This window comes from Candidatus Binatia bacterium (assembly GCA_036493895.1).
Taxonomy (GTDB): domain Bacteria; phylum Desulfobacterota; class Binatia; order UBA1149; family CAITLU01; genus DATNBU01.
The window spans coordinates 23,795-43,950 of sequence record DASXOZ010000016.1; the positions used below are offsets into that span (position 1 = coordinate 23,795).

At 67.3% G+C, this 20,156-nt stretch carries 14 protein-coding genes; 8 read left to right on the forward strand and 6 right to left on the reverse strand.

All coding sequences use genetic code 11. The features are described from left to right. The first annotated feature begins 127 nt into the window (after positions 1–127). Positions 128–1,957, forward strand: coding sequence for a histidine kinase dimerization/phosphoacceptor domain -containing protein (locus VGK20_04110; protein ID HEY2773220.1), 1,830 nt, complete (start codon positions 128–130; stop codon positions 1,955–1,957). Beyond that, positions 1,954–3,663, forward strand: coding sequence for a sigma-54 dependent transcriptional regulator (locus VGK20_04115; protein HEY2773221.1), 1,710 nt, complete (start codon positions 1,954–1,956; stop codon positions 3,661–3,663). The genes VGK20_04110 and VGK20_04115 overlap by 4 nt, the downstream gene beginning before the upstream one ends. Positions 3,664–4,103: 440 nt before the next feature. Here the strand turns inward: VGK20_04115 and VGK20_04120 are convergent, their stop codons facing one another. Then, the gene (locus tag VGK20_04120; protein HEY2773222.1) at positions 4,104–4,718 is read right to left on the reverse strand and encodes a glutathione S-transferase family protein; all 615 of its coding nucleotides are present in this window, start codon (positions 4,716–4,718) and stop codon (positions 4,104–4,106) included. A 249-nt stretch (positions 4,719–4,967) separates the two neighbouring features. On the opposite strand from VGK20_04120, the gene VGK20_04125 reads away from it, so the two are divergent. Then, positions 4,968–5,804: an enoyl-CoA hydratase-related protein gene (locus VGK20_04125; GenBank protein ID HEY2773223.1), complete on the forward strand. Its 837-nt coding sequence runs from the start codon at positions 4,968–4,970 to the stop codon at positions 5,802–5,804. Positions 5,805–5,868: 64 nt separating this feature from the next. Here VGK20_04125 and VGK20_04130 read toward each other — a convergent pair whose 3' ends face one another. From VGK20_04130 to VGK20_04140, 3 genes are all read right to left on the reverse strand, one after another. After that, positions 5,869–6,675 (reverse strand): SAM-dependent methyltransferase, encoded by an 807-nt coding sequence (locus VGK20_04130; GenBank protein ID HEY2773224.1) that lies wholly within the window; start codon positions 6,673–6,675, stop codon positions 5,869–5,871. A 246-nt stretch (positions 6,676–6,921) separates the two neighbouring features. Further along, a complete protein-coding gene (locus VGK20_04135) occupies positions 6,922–7,413 on the reverse strand; it encodes a GreA/GreB family elongation factor (GenBank protein HEY2773225.1) in 492 nt (163 codons plus the stop codon). A 57-nt stretch (positions 7,414–7,470) separates the two neighbouring features. After that, positions 7,471–7,722, reverse strand: coding sequence for a GlsB/YeaQ/YmgE family stress response membrane protein (locus tag VGK20_04140; GenBank protein ID HEY2773226.1), 252 nt, complete (start codon positions 7,720–7,722; stop codon positions 7,471–7,473). A 348-nt stretch (positions 7,723–8,070) separates the two neighbouring features. Between VGK20_04140 and VGK20_04145 the strand changes: the two genes are divergently transcribed. From VGK20_04145 to VGK20_04155, 3 genes are read left to right on the forward strand one after another with little or no spacing between them, the layout of a single operon-like run. After that, positions 8,071–9,450: a hypothetical protein gene (locus tag VGK20_04145; GenBank protein HEY2773227.1), complete on the forward strand. Its 1,380-nt coding sequence runs from the start codon at positions 8,071–8,073 to the stop codon at positions 9,448–9,450. Continuing rightward, positions 9,435–11,033, forward strand: a complete 1,599-nt coding sequence (locus tag VGK20_04150; GenBank protein HEY2773228.1) for a tetratricopeptide repeat protein — start codon at positions 9,435–9,437, stop codon at positions 11,031–11,033. The genes VGK20_04145 and VGK20_04150 overlap by 16 nt, the downstream gene beginning before the upstream one ends. Position 11,034: 1 nt before the next feature. Then, complete coding sequence (locus VGK20_04155) at positions 11,035–11,940, forward strand: FecR family protein (protein HEY2773229.1); 906 nt, start codon at positions 11,035–11,037, stop codon at positions 11,938–11,940. A 118-nt stretch (positions 11,941–12,058) separates the two neighbouring features. Here the strand turns inward: VGK20_04155 and VGK20_04160 are convergent, their stop codons facing one another. Continuing rightward, entirely contained in the window at positions 12,059–14,218 is a 2,160-nt protein-coding gene (locus VGK20_04160; GenBank protein HEY2773230.1) for an adenylate/guanylate cyclase domain-containing protein, read from the reverse strand. 323 nt (positions 14,219–14,541) lie between these two features. Here VGK20_04160 and VGK20_04165 point away from each other — a divergent pair, with 323 nt between their 5' ends. Beyond that, the gene (locus VGK20_04165) at positions 14,542–15,924 is read left to right on the forward strand and encodes a hypothetical protein (GenBank protein HEY2773231.1); all 1,383 of its coding nucleotides are present in this window, start codon (positions 14,542–14,544) and stop codon (positions 15,922–15,924) included. A 10-nt stretch (positions 15,925–15,934) separates the two neighbouring features. After that, the gene (locus VGK20_04170) at positions 15,935–19,480 is read left to right on the forward strand and encodes a hypothetical protein (protein ID HEY2773232.1); all 3,546 of its coding nucleotides are present in this window, start codon (positions 15,935–15,937) and stop codon (positions 19,478–19,480) included. A gap of 81 nt (positions 19,481–19,561) precedes the next feature. On the opposite strand, the gene def is transcribed toward VGK20_04170, so the two are convergent. Continuing rightward, the gene (gene def / locus VGK20_04175; protein ID HEY2773233.1) at positions 19,562–20,122 is read right to left on the reverse strand and encodes a peptide deformylase; all 561 of its coding nucleotides are present in this window, start codon (positions 20,120–20,122) and stop codon (positions 19,562–19,564) included. Positions 20,123–20,156: the final 34 nt, after the last annotated feature.

A 20,156-nucleotide genomic window follows, 5' to 3' on the forward strand; every position in this document is an offset into this window, starting at 1 on the left:
GGCTGGTGCCTGACCCCATTCCTGTGGTGCCTGACCCCATTCCTCTGGTGCCTGACCCTATTCCTCTGGTGCCTGACCCCATTCCTATCGGGCGAGACAGTGTGAGACACTGCGTCGGGGGTAGGCCGTGCGCCTTCGCGGACAGTACACGATCGTCATCGGCGGCCTGGTGGCCAGCAGCGTCGTCGTGCTCGGGGCGGCGCTCCTGGCCGAGCAGCGCCGCTACGCCCAGGAAATCGAGGAGGTCGCCGTCAACGGCCTCGGCGATTCGCTCGAGCGCGAGATCGAAAAGCACGGCGCCGAGATGGCCGCGGCGCTGGCGGCGCGCGTCGCCGCACCGCTGGAGCGCGGCGACTTCCGCGACGTCACGCGAGAGGCGGTCGAGCAGCGCGACACGCGCGGCGTCGAATCGGCCAACGTCTTCGACCCGAACGGACTGATGATCGGCGACACCGGCGCGATCCACCGCGAGGAGGGCGACGATCCTGTCCAGCCGTGGATCCGCGAGGCGCTGGCGCGCGGCAAACCTTCCATGCATCGCGACGGCGACACCGTGCACGTCGTCGCACCGATCGTATCCGGACAGCGCGTCCTCGGCGCCGCGATCGTCGATCTTGCGATGGACGGAGTCCGCGGCGACATCCAGATCGAGAAAACGCGCCTTCACGGCCTGATCGGCGTCCAGTCCACGTCGTTCTCGCTCACCGGCATCGCGGTCGGCATCGTGCTCGTCACCGTCGCGATCGTTTCGGCGATCGGCGTTGCCGGCGGGTTGTCACGTCCCGTCGTCGCATTCGCATCGCTGGCGCGGCGCATCGGCCAGGGCGATCGCATCGAGGCCGGCGACGCGCGTCGCAGCGACGAAATCGGCGACCTCGCGCGCGCGTTCGACGAGCTGGCCGAGACGCTGGAGAGGACCACCGTCTCCAAGGATTACTTCGACAGCGTGCTGCGCTCGATGGCGGACATGCTGGTGGTCACCGATAGCGACGGGCGCATCGTCACGGCCAATCCAAGCTGCCTTTCCGAGCTCGGTTGCAGCGAGGAGGAACTGCGCGGGCGAGAGATCAGCGCGCTTCTGACCGAACCCGATGCGGCTTCTGCATCCGGCGCCGCGTCGGCGCAGGGTTTGTCGGAGCTGCGCGGCCCCGCCGGCGAGCGCATCCCGGTGCGCGTCGCAGCCGCTCCGCTTCGCAGCGGTGGCGGACCCTCGGGCTACGTCTACGTGATGCAGAACGTGGCCGCGCGCCTTGCGGCAGAGCAACAACTGGAACGGTCGCTCGCCGAAAAGGAAATCCTGCTGCGGGAGATCCATCACCGCGTCAAGAACAACCTGCAGATCATCTCGTCGATGCTCAGCCTGCAGAGCGACCGCAGCAGCGACGACGAGATGCGCCAGGTATTCCACGAAAGCGAGATCCGCATTCGCGCGATGGCGCTGGTGCACGAGCAACTCTACCGCTCCGGCGACCTCTCGCGAGTCGATCTTGCGCGCTACCTCGAAACGCTGGCGCGCCAGGTCATCCGCTATTTCGGGCGCGACGACTGCCACGTGGACGTGCGCGTCGCGGAAGCAGTGCGCGAGGTCAGCGTCGACCAGGCGATCCCGATCGGTCTCATCGTCAACGAGCTGGTGGCCAACGCCGTCAAGCACGGCTTTGCAAGACTCCGATCCGGCTGCATCACCGTCGAGCTGACGGGAAGCGACCAGTCGCGCACGCTCGTCGTGTCCGACGACGGCTCCGGCTTTCCGGGCGAGCTGGACCTTGCGGCATCCGAGAGCCTTGGTCTCAAGCTCGTGCAGGCCCTCGTCGAGCAGCTCGGCGGGCGGTTGTCGGCGAGCGGCGAGCACGGCGCCCGCTTTTCGATCGAGCTTCCGGGCCACCGCGCGGCCGTTGCGCCTGCGTTGGAAGCCGCTGCAGCTTCGGTGCGCAGCACGGGAGGGCTGGCGGCATGACACAGGAAACTGCCGCTCCCGCGCAACCGGCACGAATCCTCGTCGTCGAGGACGAGAGCATCGTCGCGTTCGACATCGCCACCAGGCTTCGGCGCCTCGGCCACGTCGTCGTCGGAACGGCGCGCAGCGCAGAGGTGGCCTGGCAGTTGTGCGAGGAGCACCGTCCCGACCTCGTGCTGATGGACGTGCGCATCGAAGGCGACGAGGACGGCATCGACCTTGCCACCAGGCTTCGTGCGCGCTTCGACATTCCGGTCGTGTTCCTCACCGCGTACGCCGATCCTGTCACGCTGGAGCGCGCACGCGCCGCCGCGCCTCTCGGTTACATCGTCAAGCCTTTCGACCAGCGCGACATCGAGGTGACGGTGCAGACGGCGCTCGGGCGCGGCGCGATCCACCGCGACCTGCAGCGCGCTCACGACGAGTTGAGAGGTGTGCTCGATGCGCAGCGCCACGGCACTCTTGCGATCGACGCGGACGGCCACGTAGCGCTGGCCAGTCGCGCAGCGCTGGCGCTCGTCGCGAAGGAAGAGACGCAGGTGCGAGGCCGGCCGTGGCAGGATGCCCTCGGTCTTTCCGCCGCCGATCGCTCGAGGTTGGAGGACGCAGCCGTGGATCCGTCCTCCAACGGCGCGACGGTGCTCGTGCAGGTGCCAGGGCGCGCGGGACTGGCCAGCGCCGTCGAAGTCGAAGTCTGCGAGGACCACCGCACTCCGGGAGGCCGGCTTTTCTTCCTTTACGACGTCTCGCGCGTCGTCACGCTGGAGCGAATTCTCGACGAGCGCGCTCGCTTCGGCGACATCGTCGGCACCAGCGATCCGATGAAGCAGATCTTCCTGCTGATCCGCGATTACGGCGCTGTCGAGGTTCCCGTGCTCGTCGACGGCGAAACCGGTTCAGGCAAGGAGCTCGTCGCGCGCGCGATCCACCAGAGCAGCAGCAGGGCCGAGCGCGGCTTCGTCGCGGTCAACTGTGCGGGGCTCAGCGACGAGTTGGCGGCGAGCCAGCTTTTCGGTCACGCGCGCGGCGCGTTCACCGACGCGGTCGGCGACTACGAAGGACTGTTCCGTGCGGCCAACGGCGGCACCCTCTTTCTCGACGAGATCGGCGAGCTGTCGGCGCGAGTGCAGGCGAGCCTGCTGCGCGTGCTCGACGAGCGCGTGGTCTATCCCGTCGGAAGAACGCGCGGGGAGCCGGTAGACGTTCGCATCGTCGCGGCCACCAATCGCGACCTTGCCGAAGAAGTGCGTACCGGACGCTTCCGCGCCGACCTCTACTACCGAGTGCGAGCGGCGCGCATCAACGTGCCTCCGCTTCGCGAGCGCAAGGAAGACATCGCGCAGCTCGTGCGGCACTTCCTCGCGACGCAGTCGGCGGTAACGGGCAAGACGGTGCGCGGAATCGGCAACGAAACGCTGAGGCTGCTGCACCTGTACGACTGGCCGGGCAACGTGCGCGAGCTGAGGAATGCGGTCGCCGTGGCCGCGGCGCGGGCGTTCGGCGACCTGATCCAGCCGGAGGACCTGCCCGTGGAGATTCTCGACGGCGCCGCAGCGGCTGCATCGGTGCCCCAGGGACCGGTGGCCTCGCGGCTGGAGCTTCTCGAAGCGCTGCATCGCTGCGGCGGCAACCGGTCCCAGGCCGCAAGGCTCCTCGGCGTCAGCCGCGCAACCTTCTACCGCCGCCTCGCCGAACTCGGCGCATAACGTTGGTGTTATGGGGTCAGGCACCACAGGAATGGGGTCTGACCCCATTCCTGTGGTGCCTGAACCCATTGTCTCAGAACTGTCTCACGCGGACAGGGAGGAGACAGGGTGAGACAGGGGCATCGAGACACCGGTGGGGGAAACTTCCCGCACGGGGCCGAAAAATCGTTAATCTTCGCGGCATCTTAGCGAACGGCCTGACACCGGCGATTTGTGGCACGTCGCGTGCTTTTGACGGGTCACGGGAGTTGTACCGACTGACCATCCCCCCATCGGTGCAGCTTTCGCTCGAAGTCTGACCTCCCCCCGAGGCTTCGAGCTAACCGGACCCGGCGTTCCAGGCCAGAGGAACGCCGGGTCTTTTTTTACGACATCCCCGCTGAGTCTCCCCGCCCTTCCAAGGCATTGACACGATCCGGCGCGGGCCGGCGCGACGCCCGTCAGCCCATCGCCTTCGCCGTCGCGGTCTTCGCCGCCGGACGGGACGAGCATTCCTGGAGCCAGCGCGCCAGGTTCGGGAACTTTGCGAGATCCACGCCCACCAGCGCCGCCCACGCAAGCACCGACGCAAGGTTCACGTCCGCTACGGAGTACGAAGATCCGACGACGAAGTTGCGACCCGCCAGGTGACGGTCGAGCACCGCTAACGGACCCTGCAGCTTCTCGACGGCTGCATCGGCAGCCTGCGGGCTTCTCTGCTCGGGCGGATAGAACATGCGGTGCATCAGCACTTCGATCAGTGGGTTCTCGACTTCGGTCATCGCCCAGAAGCTCCACTGCGTCGCGTGGCCCTGGTCCTCGATGCTCTTCGGCTGCAGGCCTTTGTCGTACTTCCTGGCCAGGTGAAGGTTGATCGCCATCGACTCCCAGTACGCAACGCCGTCGTCGACCAGCGTCGGGATGTGGCCGTTCGGGTTGAGCGCGAGGTAGTCGGGTTTTTTCGTGTCGCCGTTCGCGAAGTGGGTCGGGACGTTTTCGTAAGCAACGCCGAGCTCCTCGAGCATCCAGATCGTGCGGAACGCGCGGGAACCGGGGACACCATAAAGCGTGATCATCAGGGAACCTCCTCGTGAATGCGGACCTTGTCCGCGGCGCGGATGCAGCCGCGGCAACTCTGCGGCGGCGGCGGCCCAAGTCAATCCGCGCCGCGACGCCGAACAACGACGGGTAGTGGTGACCCACTACCCAATAGCGGGTAGTGGTGACCCACTACCCAATGGCGAGTAGTGGTGACCCACTACTCAACGGCGGCCCGGCGGCGCGCCGCGATTGACTTCCCGCCACGCGGCGGAAATGGCGCAGTCATGAGCCACCGCCTCCTCGTCCGTTCCGACGGCCAGCCCTACGTCACGATCGAAAGCCCGCGACCGCGGGTACGCGTCATCTCGCTCAACCATCCGGAGCGCCTCAACGCGATGTCGTTTCCTCTGGTCGAGTCGCTGTACGCAGCGCTTGCCGAAGTCGGCGCCGACAATGAATGCACGGTCGCGATCCTGACGGGAAGAGGCCGCGGCTTCTGTTCGGGAATGGATCTTACCGACGTCGGGATGCCACCCGGCAGCGATGGCCTTCCGATCTCGCGCATCGCGATCCGCGCGATGGCGTTCATGTCGGACGTCGTGCCGGCGATGCGTGCGATCCCCCAGCCGCTGATCGCCGCGATCAACGGTCCGTCGTACGGCGGCGGCATGTGCCTGCCCCTCGGCTGCGACATCCGCATCGCGGCGCGCTCGGCGACCTTTCGCGGCGCCGGCATCAACAACGGGCTCACCGGCACCGAGTGCGGAGTGAGCTTCCTGCTTCCGCGCCTGATCGGTGCGTCGCGCGCGTACGAGATCATCCTGTCGGGTCGCGAGGTCGGCGCGGAGGAAGCTGAGCGCATCGGCCTGGTTTCGCGCGTCGTTGACGACGATGCGCTCCTGCTGACGGCCGTCGAGATCGCTGAACAGATGTGCGGCTTCAGCGCGCACGGCCTCGCGATGACGAAAGAAGTGCTGTGGTCGAACCTCGAGGCGGGCAGCCTCAAGGCCGCCATCGACCTCGAAAACCGCAACCAGCTGCTCGTGCGCATGACGACGCAGAATCTCGACGAGGCCATCCGCGCGCGGCGCGACGGACGCCCGCCCGTTTACGAAGACTGAAGCAGAGAATAGAGGCCCGGATCTCGAGCGGATGGGCGATTGGCGGTCCGATGTCCCGAATCGTCTAGCGCGGCCTCACGAACTTCAGCACGAACCGGTCGCTGGTGCCGCGCCGGCTGCCTGCCGCGCTCGGCGAGTCGTTCCAGTCGCGCGGATCAGCGGGATTGCGCAGGAAATCCGCCTCGGCGACGAGCTTGAAACCCGCACGCGGAACTTCCTCGCGCACGACCTTTTCTTCGATGCGGTGCAGCGTCTGCGCTTCGCTCGTGCCGGTACCCGGGCGCCCGCTGTGATCGACGATCACGTACGCGCCGCCCGGCTTGAGCGCGGCAAAGATCGCGCGATTCATCGCGTCCCGGTCAGTCTTCAGCCACACCGTGTCGTGATAGAAGAGCACCATCACGACGAGATCGAGGTTCTTCGCTTCGGGAGGCAGCGGCGATTCGAGTTCACGCTCGACGCGCCGGACGTTCTTCATCGCCGGCGTCGCAAGCCGCGCGCTCCACGGCTTGTCCGCAAACTTGTCGACGATGAGTTTGTTGTTCTGGCTGTAGACGACGCCGGTCGGGCCGACGGCGCGGGCGAGCAGCTCGGCCGTGTAGCCGCCGCCGGACATCAGGTCGGCCACGTGCATGCCCTGCCTCACGTCGATGAACCGCAGCAACTCGGCTGGCCTGCGCCCGGTATCGAGCGCGCGGTCGGCGTCGCTGCGGTCGGGCGCCGCGACGATCGCATCGGCGTCGATCTTCGCCGCGGAGGTCATGCCGGCGCCATCGTGGCCGGTCATGGAGCAGCCTTGCACCACGAGGATCGGCAGCAGCGCAGCGAAGACAGACGCCAGCAGCAATCGAATCATCTTCAAATGTTGCATGGGGAATTTTCCTTTTGCGACTACAGGCCGCGATCGAGGGTGAGGCGCCTGGAGCCGCGTGTCGCGATGAACAGGAACGCGAAGCAGTAGAGCACGGCGAGCTTGCCTTCGTTGACCGCAGGGAACAACTTTTTGCCTGCCCTCGTTGTCTGCGATCGAATGATCATTCAACGTCGTGCCTCCAACCGCAGCGACGTGGAGCTGCGGAGTCGCTCGACACCACTCGCGCAGCCCGAATGACGCGCCTCACTGCACGTCGACAATCTCGACCGCTTTGCGGCCTGCCGGGAGGTCCACGCTGACGCTTTCGCCGAGGCATCGCCCGAGAAGCGATGAGCCGAGAGGCGACTGAGGCGTGAGCACGAGCACCTCGCGACCGGCGATCGACACCCGCTCTCCTCCACCCGCCGGGGCAAGAAGATAGCTGGACTCGAAGTCCTCGCCGTCCGCGATGGTGACCAGGGCGCCGGTGGATATGGTTTCGTCGTTGCCGAACGCACGCAGCGGCATGAGGTCCAGCGCGCGGACTGCGTCCCGAAGAGTTTCGACTCTCTCCGCGAGGCCACGCGCCAGGTAACTCGCCTCCGTCGCCCGCATGTCCTTGGAGTGTTCCTGCTTCGCGTCCGGATGCACGGCGCCGGCGTGCACGGCCTTGTGCGAGGCCGTCAGGCTTTCCAGTGCGAAGACGATGCGCGCGCGAAGCGCCGCGACGACGGCCCTCTTGTCGATCGACGACATCCTGGAATCCTCATGCACGGTCACGCAGCGCCGACGGTGCGAAAAAGACACGACCGTTCAGTGCGCCATACGCAACGCCCATAGCAGCACGATGGCGCCGACGACCGACAGCACGAATCCCGCAGGATGGAAATTCGAGCCCGGCTCCGGCTTTTTCAGCACGGTGCCGAGGAATCCTCCGACCACCGAGCCGAGAATTCCGACAATGGACGTTGCGAGGAACCCCATGCTGTCGGCGCCGGGCATCAGCAGGCGGGCCATGAGACCGACGACGAACCCTACGAGGACGGACCAGATCACGTGGAACATCGAAGCCTCCGTGTCTCGGACATTCGCGCGAGCCGACCTGCGGGCGCTCGCGTACCAGTATCCCGGGTCATCGAACACTCGTCATCGCAGACGTCATCGCTGGCCGATCGCTTCGGATCCGGTGCTGCGATTCTCCATCGAACGCCGCCCGTCGGCGAGCGGACTTCTGGACGACGCCATCTGTGCCCGTCGGCGAGCGGTCGCCCCCCCCGTCTACGAGGACTGACCGATGAATCAGTCGCTGAAAGGGGTTGTTCGCTCCCCCGCCGCTTGTGTAGCTAGGGGCGACTTCGTATAGCTGCCCGCAGTTTCGAGCTGCATCGACGATCTCCTAAGAACGGAACATCCATGGCCAACACATCCCGAAGTCGGCCCCGCTCCATTCTGCTTGGCTCCGCGATCCTTGCCGCCGCCTCGGGCTGCGGCGGAGGCGGTGGCGGCGGCGGGCTTCCCGCGACCAACCTGGCCTTCTCGGTCAACTGGGAGCAGAAAGCCGCGGTTTCCGCGTCCAGCGAGCAAGCCGGCGCCCCGGGCACCGAGAGCCAGTTCGCAACGCCGATCCCGCTATCCGTCAATGCGATTCGCTTCATCGTCACCCCCTCAACGGGGACGCAGTGCTGCATTGCCGTGCTGCGCGACAGCCAGGCTTTCATCGACCGTCACATTCTTCTTACGGGAATCGCCGACGGCCAGGCCGAGCTCGAGGTCAACGGGTTCCCGACCGACTTCGCGCCGGCGCGCGGCGTCGCAGCGACGTGCGCGACGCTGCCTCCGGGGCAGGGCTCGCCGTGCTCGGGCCCGCAGAACACCCTGCCCAGCTTCGGTAGCGACGCGATCCCGGTCGACGTCGTTCCCGGCCAGCAGAACGTGGTCAACGTCGACGTGCACTCGCTGCCTTTCCTGCTGGACCTGAATCCTCCCGACGCAGGAACGGCCGACGGCGTGCGTCCTCACGTGCGGTTCACGGTCGTCGATGCCGTGCACGACGTCAACGCCGACAGCATCGACGTGCAGCTCAGCGACCCGCCGGTTACCGCGGCCGCAGACATCCTCTCCGCATTGCACTGTGCCGACAACGATCCGCAGCTTCCTGAATGCAGCAGCGGCGGGGCCCTGGATGTGCGCGGGCTGAAGATTCTCTCGCAGTCGCCGAGCGACCTCCCGCCGGGCACCGCCAACCTGACGATCCGCGCGACCAATACGGGCTCGCCGACGCAGAGCATGGAGTCGGACACGACCTTCACCGTGCCCGGAGGCGAGACCACGACGACGACAGCCACCTCGACCACGTCCACTTCGTCGACGACGACTTCCACCGGCGAGACGACGACCACGACGCTGCTGCCGCCGCAGACGTTCTGCCTCAAATACTCGGTCAGCAACGCGGTCGACCTCGTCGGCATCTCGTGGACGACGTCCTACGGCACCACGGGCGGCGACTTCATCGGAACGGGCGAGAACGTCGCGTGCACCAAGCTCCTCAGCACCAATCCCGACGAGACTCTCGCGACGTTCAACGACGATGACGCCAATGACGAGCTGCACGCGGCGATCGTCAGCGCGCAGACCTTCAGCGGACCGGTGGACCTGGCGCTGTGCCGCTTCCAGCAGTCGCCGCCGCTGGTGCTCGCGAACCTGATCGTGCAGGTCACCGAGGCGACTGCGCCCGACCTGTCTGCGGCCGATGCGACCGTCGTCATCGAGGAAATCCAATGCCCAGCACAGTGATGCGACGCAGTCCCCGCCGTCCCGTCCTTCGCTGGCAGGCGCCTGCCCGTCGCGGCCTTGCGTGCGCCGTGCTTGCGCTTGCCGTCGCTGCGCCGTCGTTCGCATCCGAGAAGGGCAACGCAGAGCGCCTCTACACGCGCGGCCTCGCCGAGATGCACGCGGGGCACGACGCCGCCGCACTCGCGCTGTTCCAGCAGGCCGTCACTGCCGATCCGAAGGACGTTCACGCGCTCTACTACCGCGCTCTCGGTTACGGGCACGCGGGTCAGTACAAGGAAGCAGCCGCCGACCTGAAGATCGTCGTCGCGGCCGGCGATCCGACGATCTACCGCGACACTCTCGAGCTGGGCTACGCCGAATACCGGCTCAACCATTTCGACGACGCCGCCGCTGCGCTGCAGTCCGCGGTCCAGCGGCCGCGCGCCGCGGGCGAAGCGACGCTGCTGCTCGGCATCGTCGAGATCCGCCGCGGCAACTACGCCGTCGCGCGCGCGAACCTGGCCAAAGTCGAAGCGCTCGATGCCTCGCTGGCCTTGCAGGCGCGCTACTACCAGGGCCTGGCGGCGTACCGCGCCGGCGACGAAGGCACGGCGGTCGCCGAGTTCACGTGGGTAAGCCAGCAGCCGGGCGGCGGGCCTTTTCCCCACGAAGCGTCCGCGTTCCTCGATGCGATGCGCCAGAACGGGGCCAAGCGCTACCGTCTCTACGCTGGTGTCGCGCTCGAGTACGACAGCAACGTCCAGCTGGCCCCGGACAGCGACAGCCTCTCGCACGGCGTCTACGGGATCAGCAACAAGGACGACGGGCGCACGGTGTTCACCGCAGGCGGAAAGTACTCGCTGCTGTCGACGCCGTCATGGAACGTCGCGATCGGCTACGACTTCCTGCAGAGCCTGCACTTCGACCTCGACTCGTTCGACGTCCAGAGCCACCAGGCCAGCGTCGAGACGTCGTGGGTGCGCGGGCCCCTGACCCTCGGCATGGCGGGCGCGTTCGACTACGACATGCTCGACGAGAAGAGCCTCGACGTCGGCGGCTACTTGCTGCCGTGGGCGCGCTGGGACGAGGGTGCTTTCGGCCACACCGAGGTTTACTACCGGCTGCGGCACCGCAACTTCGTCGAGCAGCCATACAGTCCGGTGCGCGACTCGCTCAACAACGCAACCGGCATTCGCCAGTACTTCTCGCTCGGCATGCCCACCCGCAACATCGTGATCGGCTACCGCTTCGACTCCGACGAGGCCGATCACGGGTCGGCCACTGCGGCGCTGAACGGCCACCAATACGACTACCACGGCGACCAGTTCGAAGGCGGCGTGCAGTGGGACTTCGGCCACGACTGGTTCGCGGACGCAGTCTACGCGTACAAGCTCGAGAACTACGCACACGCCAGCGGCTTCGTTTCGCTGACCGGCGACAGCCGCGACGACGACCGCCACACGGTGATCGCACGCGTCGAGAAGAGACTGAACGAGTACCTGTGGCTCAACGCGTCGTACATCTTCCGGTTCAACTCGTCCGACGAGAATTCGTTCCAGTACACGCGCCACATCACGTCGCTCGGACTGGAGGCGAGGTACTGAGATGCTGCGAAAGGCACTGACAACCCTGCTTGTCGCGGGCCTGGCGCTGGCGGCGGCAGTGGCCGACGCCGCGGACGCAGGCAAGATCGTCACGCTCGAGGGAACCGTCGAGATCGGCCACGGCGGCGCATTCGCGAAGGCCGGCGTCGAAAGTGTCGTCGAAACGGGCGACACGATTCGCACCGGCACTCCGGGCCGCGCCCGCGTGCTCTTCATCGACGACTCCGTGTTGAACATCGCCGACGGATCGACCCTCGTCGTCGACGAAACGGTGTTCGATCCGAACAAGGGAAGCGCGACGACGCTGCTGCACCTGCTCGGCGGCAAGGTGCGTGCGCTGGTCAGCGACTACTACTCGGGCGCGCAGGCGTCCTACAAGATCGAGACGACCACGGCGGTGGCCGGCGTGCGCGGCACCGAGTTCGTCGTCGCGTACAATACCAAGAACCAGCTGAGCGAAGTGCTCGGACTCGGCGGCACTGTCGAGGTGCACAGCCCGCGCGACCTCAAGAATCACGGCGTCCTGGTGCACGACCATCAGCTGACCGAAGTGGCCAAGGGAAAGTTCCCGACGCCTCCGCGCCAGATCACGAGCGACGACGACGATTACAGACGCCTGATGCAGGGCCTCTCGCTGCCTGGCGCCGGCGATCCGGAATCGCTGATCCTCAACGACCCGACGATCGGCGGCAAGGAAGTCCCGCTGACCGATACGCCCGAAGGAAACGGCCCGATCACGGCCGGAGGGCTGCCGACCGGACCGGCCGGCGAAAACCCCGGCGGCACGTTCGGGCCGGGAGCTCCCGATCCGGATCTTCCGCCCGATGTTCCCGCCAAGACCGGTGGCGACGTGCTCGGCCAGCCTCAGCCCGTGCTGAACGCGACCGGGATCGACGTGCATTTCTAACGGAACCGGGGACGGCAGCAGGCGCGTGCGCTGGTGCCTGACCCCATTCCGCTGGTGCCTGACCCTATTCCGCTGGTGCCTGACCCCATTACACCAATGGCATAGTGCCGGGCCCTGGCTACTTCGTTTCCATTACCGTTACGCCGGCCCAGTCGGCGGGGGGTGGGTCGGATGCGAAGATGCGGCAGCGTTTGACGTAGAGGTTGCTCGGGCCGTCGCCGGGATACGCTTCGAGCAGCGCCATGAATGCCGCTTCGGCGCGCGCCCATTCGCGTTTGCGGAACAGCCCGAGCGCGGTCGCGAAGTGCGTGACGAGGTCGCTCGTGCTTGCGGCGTCGGCCGCGCGTCCGACCAATTCGAAAATCCGGACCGGCAGTGCCTTGCCCTTGACGGCGACGACGTCGAGCTCGCGCGTCACGAACGCATCGCCGGCCTGCTCGCACACCGCCTCGCTCACGAGCAGACTCACGCCGTACGTCTTGGTCAGCCCCTCCAGGCGCGAACCGAGGTTCACGTTGTCGCCGATCACGGTGTAGCTCAGGTGGGAAGCCGAGCCCATGTTGCCCGAGACCATGTCGCCCGTGTGGATGCCGATGCCGGCTTCGATGCGCGGCCATCCGCGCGACGTCCATTCTTCGCTGCGCTGGCGAAGGCGCGTGCTCATGTCGAGAGCCGCCGCGCACGCGCGCATCGCGTGGTCGGTGCATTCCACCGGCGCGCCCCACACCGCCATGATCGCGTCGCCGATGTACTTGTCGAGAGTTCCTTCGTGCTCGAATACGATCCCCGTCATCTCCCCGAGATAGACGTTGAGGATCTCGACGAGCGTCTCCGGCTCCAGTCCTTCGGAGATCGACGTGAACCCGCGGATGTCGGAGAACAGCACGGTAAGGCACCTGCGCGTTCCGCCGAGCGCGAGCAGGTCGGGATTTTCGCTGACCATGCGCGCCAGCTCGGGGTTGAGGTAGCGGCTGAACGCTTCGCGGGTGCGGCGTTTCTCGCGCTCGACGGTGACGAAGTGGTGCAGGCTGATCGTCATGTAGACGAGCGCGATCGCGACCAGCGGATAGACGATGCCGAGCGGCACTCCCTCGGCGAGAAACAGCCACTGGCTCAGCCCGAGGTAGCCGACGACCAGCGACAGCGCGACCAGCGCCGCCGCGACGCCCTGCACGCGCGCCAGCGCCGCGCCGAGGACGAGCACGCTCGCGAGGATCGCGCCGATCTCGACGAGCACGATCCAGCGCGGCTGGCTCAGAAGATCGTCGCGCAGCACGTTGTCGATGACCGTCGCGTGCAGCTCGACGCCGGGGTAGATGCCGTCGAAAGGCGTGGCCCGTATGTCGGCGACGGCAGTGGCAGTGACGCCGACGATGACGGCTTTGCCGAGCAAGGTGGCGGGATCGGCGCGGCCGGCCAGCAGGTCCGCGGCAGACACGCGGCGAAACGTCCCGCCCGGGCCGCGGAAGTTGAGCAACATCTGGCCGTCCTCGCGAACGGGAATCTCGTGGGGGCCGAGGCGCACATCGGCGGCCTCGAGCGACACGATCCGAAGGCGCGCCTGCCAGTCGGGGTGCACGACCTGCAGCATCGACAGCGACAGCGGCAGCGCCATGCGGTCGCCGTAGCTCATGACCGCAGGCACGCGGCGGTAATACCCGTCGGGGTCAGGTTCGGAGTTGAAGAAGCCGTTCGATTTCGCTGCAGCGGCGATTGCCGGGATGTTCGTGACAGCCGTCTTCGCCGCGAGGATCTTGGTTTCTCCGCTCTCTCCCGCCTCGGACTGCACGGCAGCATACGAGGCGACGGCGACATTGCTGCCGCCGCTGTGGCTCCCGCCGCGATCGAAGAAATAGCCGAGCACGACGTTGCCGGATTTGGCGATGGAATCGGCGAGCGCGCGGTCGTCGGGGCTGCCGTCGGCAAGAGCCCGCGAGACTTCGGCCAGCGCCTGGTCGCCGACGCGACCTTTGAGGGACGTCAGGTCGGGAGCCGCCGTCGCTTCCGACTGCACGATGTCGAACCCGACCACCGACGGGCCGCCCTCCTCGATCTTGTCGAGCAGGCGCGCGAGCGTCGCCCTGGGCCAGGGCCAGCGGCCGATCTCGGCGATGCTCGCGTCGTCGACCGCAACGATGACTGCCTCGGGTGAGCCGGGCTGGCGGCCGCGCGCCAGCAGGCGAAGGTCGATGGCCCGGGCATCGAGAAGGGCCAGCGGCGCAATGCCGATGAAACGGAGGACCGCCAGCACCACCCCGAGCAGAGCTGCGATCGTCATCGGGGAGAGCCGGGCGGCCAGGCGCAGGCGAGGCATCGACGCGCAGTTTAGCAGGTTGCGGCGTGCGGGCCGACGGCAGGGGTTTTTCCGCAGCCTGCCAGCAGGGGCCCGGTGCCGCGTCCATCGTCGCTCCAGCCGTGCGCACGGCTCGTGTCTCGCACACCGTCCGGCCTTCGCGGCCGCGCACGGGAAAAGAGGCGGATGCTTTCTTTCGACGGCTGTCGCAGCAATCAGGACCAGCGAACGTTTGACGTGGCTGCGGGGCACGAGGCAAGGTGTCGGCCTCGCGCCTGCGGGATGGTCGCGGCACGGGAGGGCGCTGGATGTTCAATGGCTCGGCACGGGTGTGGTTTGGCAGGATCGCGGCGACCGGCTGCGCTCTGGGCCTGGTGTGTACGGCAACTGTCGCAGCGGCCAAGGCGGTGACGCTCGGTCGTACCGAGACGAACACCGACTACGTGTCGGCGGGAATCGGGGGCATCGGGAGCGGGCCGGGAACGCTCACGATCACCGGCGTCACGGGGCCTGTCCACAAGGCATTTCTTTACTGGCACGGCATCAACACGAGCTCGGCCGACGCGGTCTACGACAACGCGACGATCACGTTCGCCAACACCCAGGTTACCGGTGTCAGCCTCGGTGATTCCGAGACCAACTGCTGGGGGCCGGGCAGCAGTCGCGCGTTCTTCGCCGACGTGACGAGCCTGGTGACCGGGAACGGGGCTTACGGGATCTCGGGCCTCGACGCAGGGACCGGCCACAACGGCAACGGCGCCTCGCTGATCGTGCTGTTCGACGATGGCAACAGCACCAACAACCACGATCTCGTGTTCTTCGAAGGCAACGATTCGGACTACGTGCAGAACGGCTTTCCTGGCGAGGTCAATGGCTGGGCGGCGACGCTCGACAACATCAATTACACCGGCGGCACGGTGGTGGCCCAGTTCCACGTCAGCGACGGACAGTCCTTCACCGACGATTCGGTGACGTTCGCGGGTCCTGTGAACAGCCTGACGATCGACGACACCACTTCGCTGTGGGACGGCAACTCCGTCCCGAACGCAGGCTTCAGCCGCGCGGGCACGGACAGTCTCTGGGACATCCACACGTTCGACATCACCGGAGCCTTCGCGGCGCCGGGCGTGCAGAGCCTCTCGCTCACGGGAATGTTGAACACGGGAGACTGCCACAGCCTCGTCGTGCTGATGCTCGACCTGAAGGCCGGCTCGGCGCCCTGCGGCAACGGCCGCCTCGACCCCGGTGAGGAGTGCGACTTCGCAGGCTCGGCCGATGCCGACTGCCCCGGCGTCGAAACCTGCCTGCACGACTGCACCTGCGGCTGCACCAACCCGTTCCAGTGCAACGACGGCAGCGGCTGCACGTCGGACTCCTGCAACGTCGAGCTCGGCCGCTGCGAGCACAAGCCGGCCTGCGCGAGCGCTCCCGGATGCAGCGACACCTGCGACGAGGACGCCGCGTCCTGCCGTACGTGCGGGCACCCGTACAGCAACACGCGCTGCGTGGTCAACGCCGTCTTCATCCTGCAATCGTCGGTCGACCTGCGTTCCTGCGAGCTCTGCACCTGCGACGTCGACTCGAGCCACACGATCACGGCGACGGACGCCCTGATGGTACTGCGCAGCTGCACCGATCTTCCGACCAACCTGCAGTGCGCGCCGCCGACGACGACCACGACCGTTCCCTAGGAGGGCCTTCTTGCGGATTTCGAACGCCTCGTCCCGCCTGCGCTCGATTTCCGCCTCGGCCGCCCTTTTCCTGCTGATGTTTTCCCCCGCAACCGCGCTCGCGGTCTGCGGCAACGGCCTGCTCGAGAACGGCGAGCAGTGCGACGACGGCAACACGGCCAGCGGGGACTGCTGCGACTCGCTCTGCCAGCTCGAGCAGAGCGGCGCACCCTGCCCCGACGACGGCAACCAGTGCACGAGCGATACCTGCGACGGCCAGGGAACCTGCAACCACTCCATCGCGCAGTTCGCTCCCTGCGACGACGGCAACAGCTGCACCGTGGGAGACGTGTGCAACAGCGACGGGTTCTGCCAGAGCGGCGAGCAGCTGCCGGATGGCAACACCTGCGACGACGGCAACGGCTGCACGGTCGGCGACACCTGCACGAGCGGATTCTGCAGCGGCGCTCCCCGCGACTGCTCGAGCCTGACGAACGCTTGCGGAACCGGCTTCTGCAACGACAACACCGGCAACTGCGACGTCGAGTTCCAGTCCGACGGCACCACCTGCGACGACGGCAACACGTGCACGACGGATGACCAGTGCACCGGCGGATCCTGCGGCGGCACGGCGGTCGACTGTTCCGGCTCATCCGACCAGTGCAACAACGCGTTCTGTGACGGCGGGACCGGCCAGTGCGTCAAGATCCCCGTCGAGACGGCGATCCCGTGCAACGACGGCGACCCCTGCACGACGAACGATCGCTGCCGTTCCGGCCTCTGCCTCGGCACTGCGCTGGACTGCTCGGGACTGACGACCCAGTGCGCGACCGGCGAGTGCAACGCGGACAGCGGCCAATGCGAGGCGTTCGCCCGCGAGAACGGGACGATCTGCGACGACGGGGTCGCCTGCACGACGAACGACCAGTGTACGAACGGCGTCTGCGGCGGCAGCGCGGTGGTCTGCCCGCCACCGACCAATTCGTGCCAGACCAATACCTGCGACCAGCAGACGGGCCGGTGCAGTGTCGCCAACGGCACCACCTGCGACGACGGCGACCCGTGTACGGTCGGCGACTCGTGCAGGAACGGTATCTGCGCCGGAACGCCCCGCGACTGTTCGTCGCTCGACGGGCAGTGCACGACCGGAACCTGCAACGCCCAGACCGGGCAATGCGAGGCGGTACGGAAGACCGACGGAACCTCGTGCAATGACGGGAGCAAGTGCACGCGCGCAGACACCTGCCAGGCCGGAGTCTGCTCCGGGGCGTCGGTGGACTGCTCGAGCCTCGACGGCGCCTGCACCGTCGGGACCTGCAATCCCCAGAATGGCCACTGCGTCGCTTCTACGAAAAGCGACGGCGCGGTGTGTGACGACGGCAACCCGTGCACGACCGGTGACCAGTGCAGCGCCGGCGTCTGCGCGGGCACTGCGCGCGACTGCTCGTCCCTCAACGGGCAGTGCACGACCGGGTCCTGCGACGCCCGGAGCGGGCAGTGCGTGGCGACTCCGAAGTCCGACGGCACCTCGTGCAGCGACGGCAGCCTGTGTACGACCGGCGACCAGTGCACGGCCGGAACCTGCCGTGGCATCGCGAAGGACTGCTCGGCCCTGAACGCAGCCTGCGCGACGGGAACCTGCAACCCGGACAGCGGCCAGTGCATCGCCGCGCCGAAAACCAACGGCACGGTGTGCGACGACGGCAACCTCTGCACGACCGGGGACCAGTGCAGCGCAGGCGTCTGCGCGGGCACCCCGCGCGACTGCTCGTCCTTGAACGGTCCGTGCGCGACCGGGACCTGTGACGCCCGGAGCGGGCAGTGCGCAGCGATTCCAAAAACCGACGGCACCTCGTGCAGCGACGGCAACCTCTGCACGATCGGCGACCAGTGCACGGCCGGGACCTGCCACGGCACTGCGAAAGACTGCTCGGCTTTCAGCGGGCAGTGCGCGACGGGGACCTGCAACGTGGACAGCGGACAGTGCTTCGCTGCGCCAAAAACCAACGGCACGGTGTGCGACGACGCCAATGCGTGCACGACCGGCGACCAGTGCAGCGCCGGCGTCTGCTCGGGCGCTCCGCGCGACTGCTCGTCCTTGAACGGGCCGTGCTCGACCGGGACCTGCAACGTGCAGAGCGGGCAGTGCGCAGCGATCCCGAAGACCGACGGCACCTCCTGCAGCGACGGCAACCTCTGCACGACCGGCGATCAGTGCACGGCGGGGACCTGTCACGGCGCCGCGAAGGACTGCTCGGCTTTCAGCGGGCAGTGCGCGACGGGGACCTGCAACGTCGACAGCGGACAGTGCTTCGCTGCACCAAAAACCAACGGCACGGTGTGCGACGACGCCAATGCGTGCACGACCGGCGATCAGTGCACGACCGGGACCTGCCGCGGCACCGCGAAAGACTGCTCGGCCCTGGACGCCGCCTGCGCGACCGGTACCTGCAACCCCGACAGCGGCCAGTGTTTCGCGTCCGCAAAAACCAACGGCACGGTGTGCGACGACGGCAACGCGTGCACCGCCGGCGACCAGTGCAGCGCAGGCGCCTGCGCGGGCACCCCGCGCGACTGCTCCAGCCTGGACCGCGCGTGCGCGACCGGAACCTGCAATGCGCAGAGCGGGCAGTGCGCCGCCATCCCGAAGACCGACGGCACCTCCTGCAGCGACGGCAACCTGTGCACGACCGCAGACCAGTGCACGGCCGGAACCTGCCGCGGCACCGCGAAGGACTGCTCGACCCTGAACGCGGACTGTGCGACCGGAACCTGCAACCCGGACAGCGGCCAGTGCACGGCCTCCCCCAAGCAGGACGGCACGACGTGCAACGATGGAAACGCCTGTACCAGCGCAGACCAGTGCAGCGCCGGCGTCTGCGCCGGCACGGCGCTGGATTGCTCGGACCTTTCCGACCAGTGCAACACCGGAGCCTGCGACGCGCGCAGCGGAACCTGCCAGAAGACCGCGAAGACCGACGGCACCGAGTGCAACGACGGCGCGTTCTGCACGAAGACCGATACCTGCCGCAGCGGTGCCTGCGTCGGCAGCGGCGATCCCTGCGCGGGCAACCCGGTCTGCTCGGGAGCGTGCAACGAAGCCGCCGACAACTGCAATGCCGCCAGGGGCACTCCCTGCGCGAACGACTCGAACGTCTGTACCGACGACGTCTGCGACGGCAGCGGGAGCTGCGGCCACGTCGCGAACACCGCCGCCTGCGACGACGGCCAGTTCTGCACAACCGGCGACCACTGCGCAGGTGGCGCCTGCGTAGGGACGCCCACTTGTCCCCAGACACACGCCTGCGGCGATACCTGCGACGAGACGGCCAAGGCCTGCCGCACCTGCGGGCATCCCTTCAGCAACACGCGCTGCATCGTCAACGCGGTGTTCGTGCTCCAGGGCGCCGTCGACCTGAGGACCTGCGAGCTGTGTACGTGCGACGTCGACTCGAACGGGATCGTCAGCGCGACCGACGCCCTGCTGATCCTGCGCACCTGCGCGGACCTCCCCGTCAGCCTCGACTGCCCGTCGCCCACTCAAACCACGACCACAACCACCACCGTCATCTTCTGACCCCCTGCGCGGCGCCGTCCGCCGGGGCACGAGCCCGCGACAGCAGCAGCGACCCGGTCGAGAGAAAGCAGGACGCAGAGGTCAGTCGGGCAGGTGCTGCTCCCCCGCATCCTCGCGCCAGAACTGCGCATAGTCCTCGAGCGTTGCCAGCTTCGTCAGGTCGCGCATCCGGTCGACGTAGAGCACGCCCTGCAGGTGGTCGAGCTCGTGCTGGAATACCGTCGCGAGGAATCCTTCCGCTTCGATCGCGTGCACCGCGCCGTCGAGGTCGAGGTAGGACACGCGGATGCGACGCGGCCTCTCGACGAACCCGCGCAGGTTCGGCACGGACAGGCATCCTTCCCAGAATCCCTGCTCTTCGCCGTCGAGGATCGTGATCTTCGGATTGAGAAAAACCCGCAGGCCGAAAGGTTCCTGTCCCGGATAGCGGTCCGAATCGGCATCGATTTCGATGACCGCGACCTGGATCGATGCGCCGATCTGCGGCGCAGCGAGTCCGATTCCCTGCTCATGGTGCATCGTGTCGATCATGTCTTCGATCAACGCCTGCAGCGCGGCCGAGCCGATTTCGTCAGGCTCGACATCGCGCGCGACCACGCGAAGAAGCGGATTTCCGATCGTCAGGACGGGGAGTATGGCCATCGTACTCGTGCGGCAGCGCCGCGGCGCCTACATG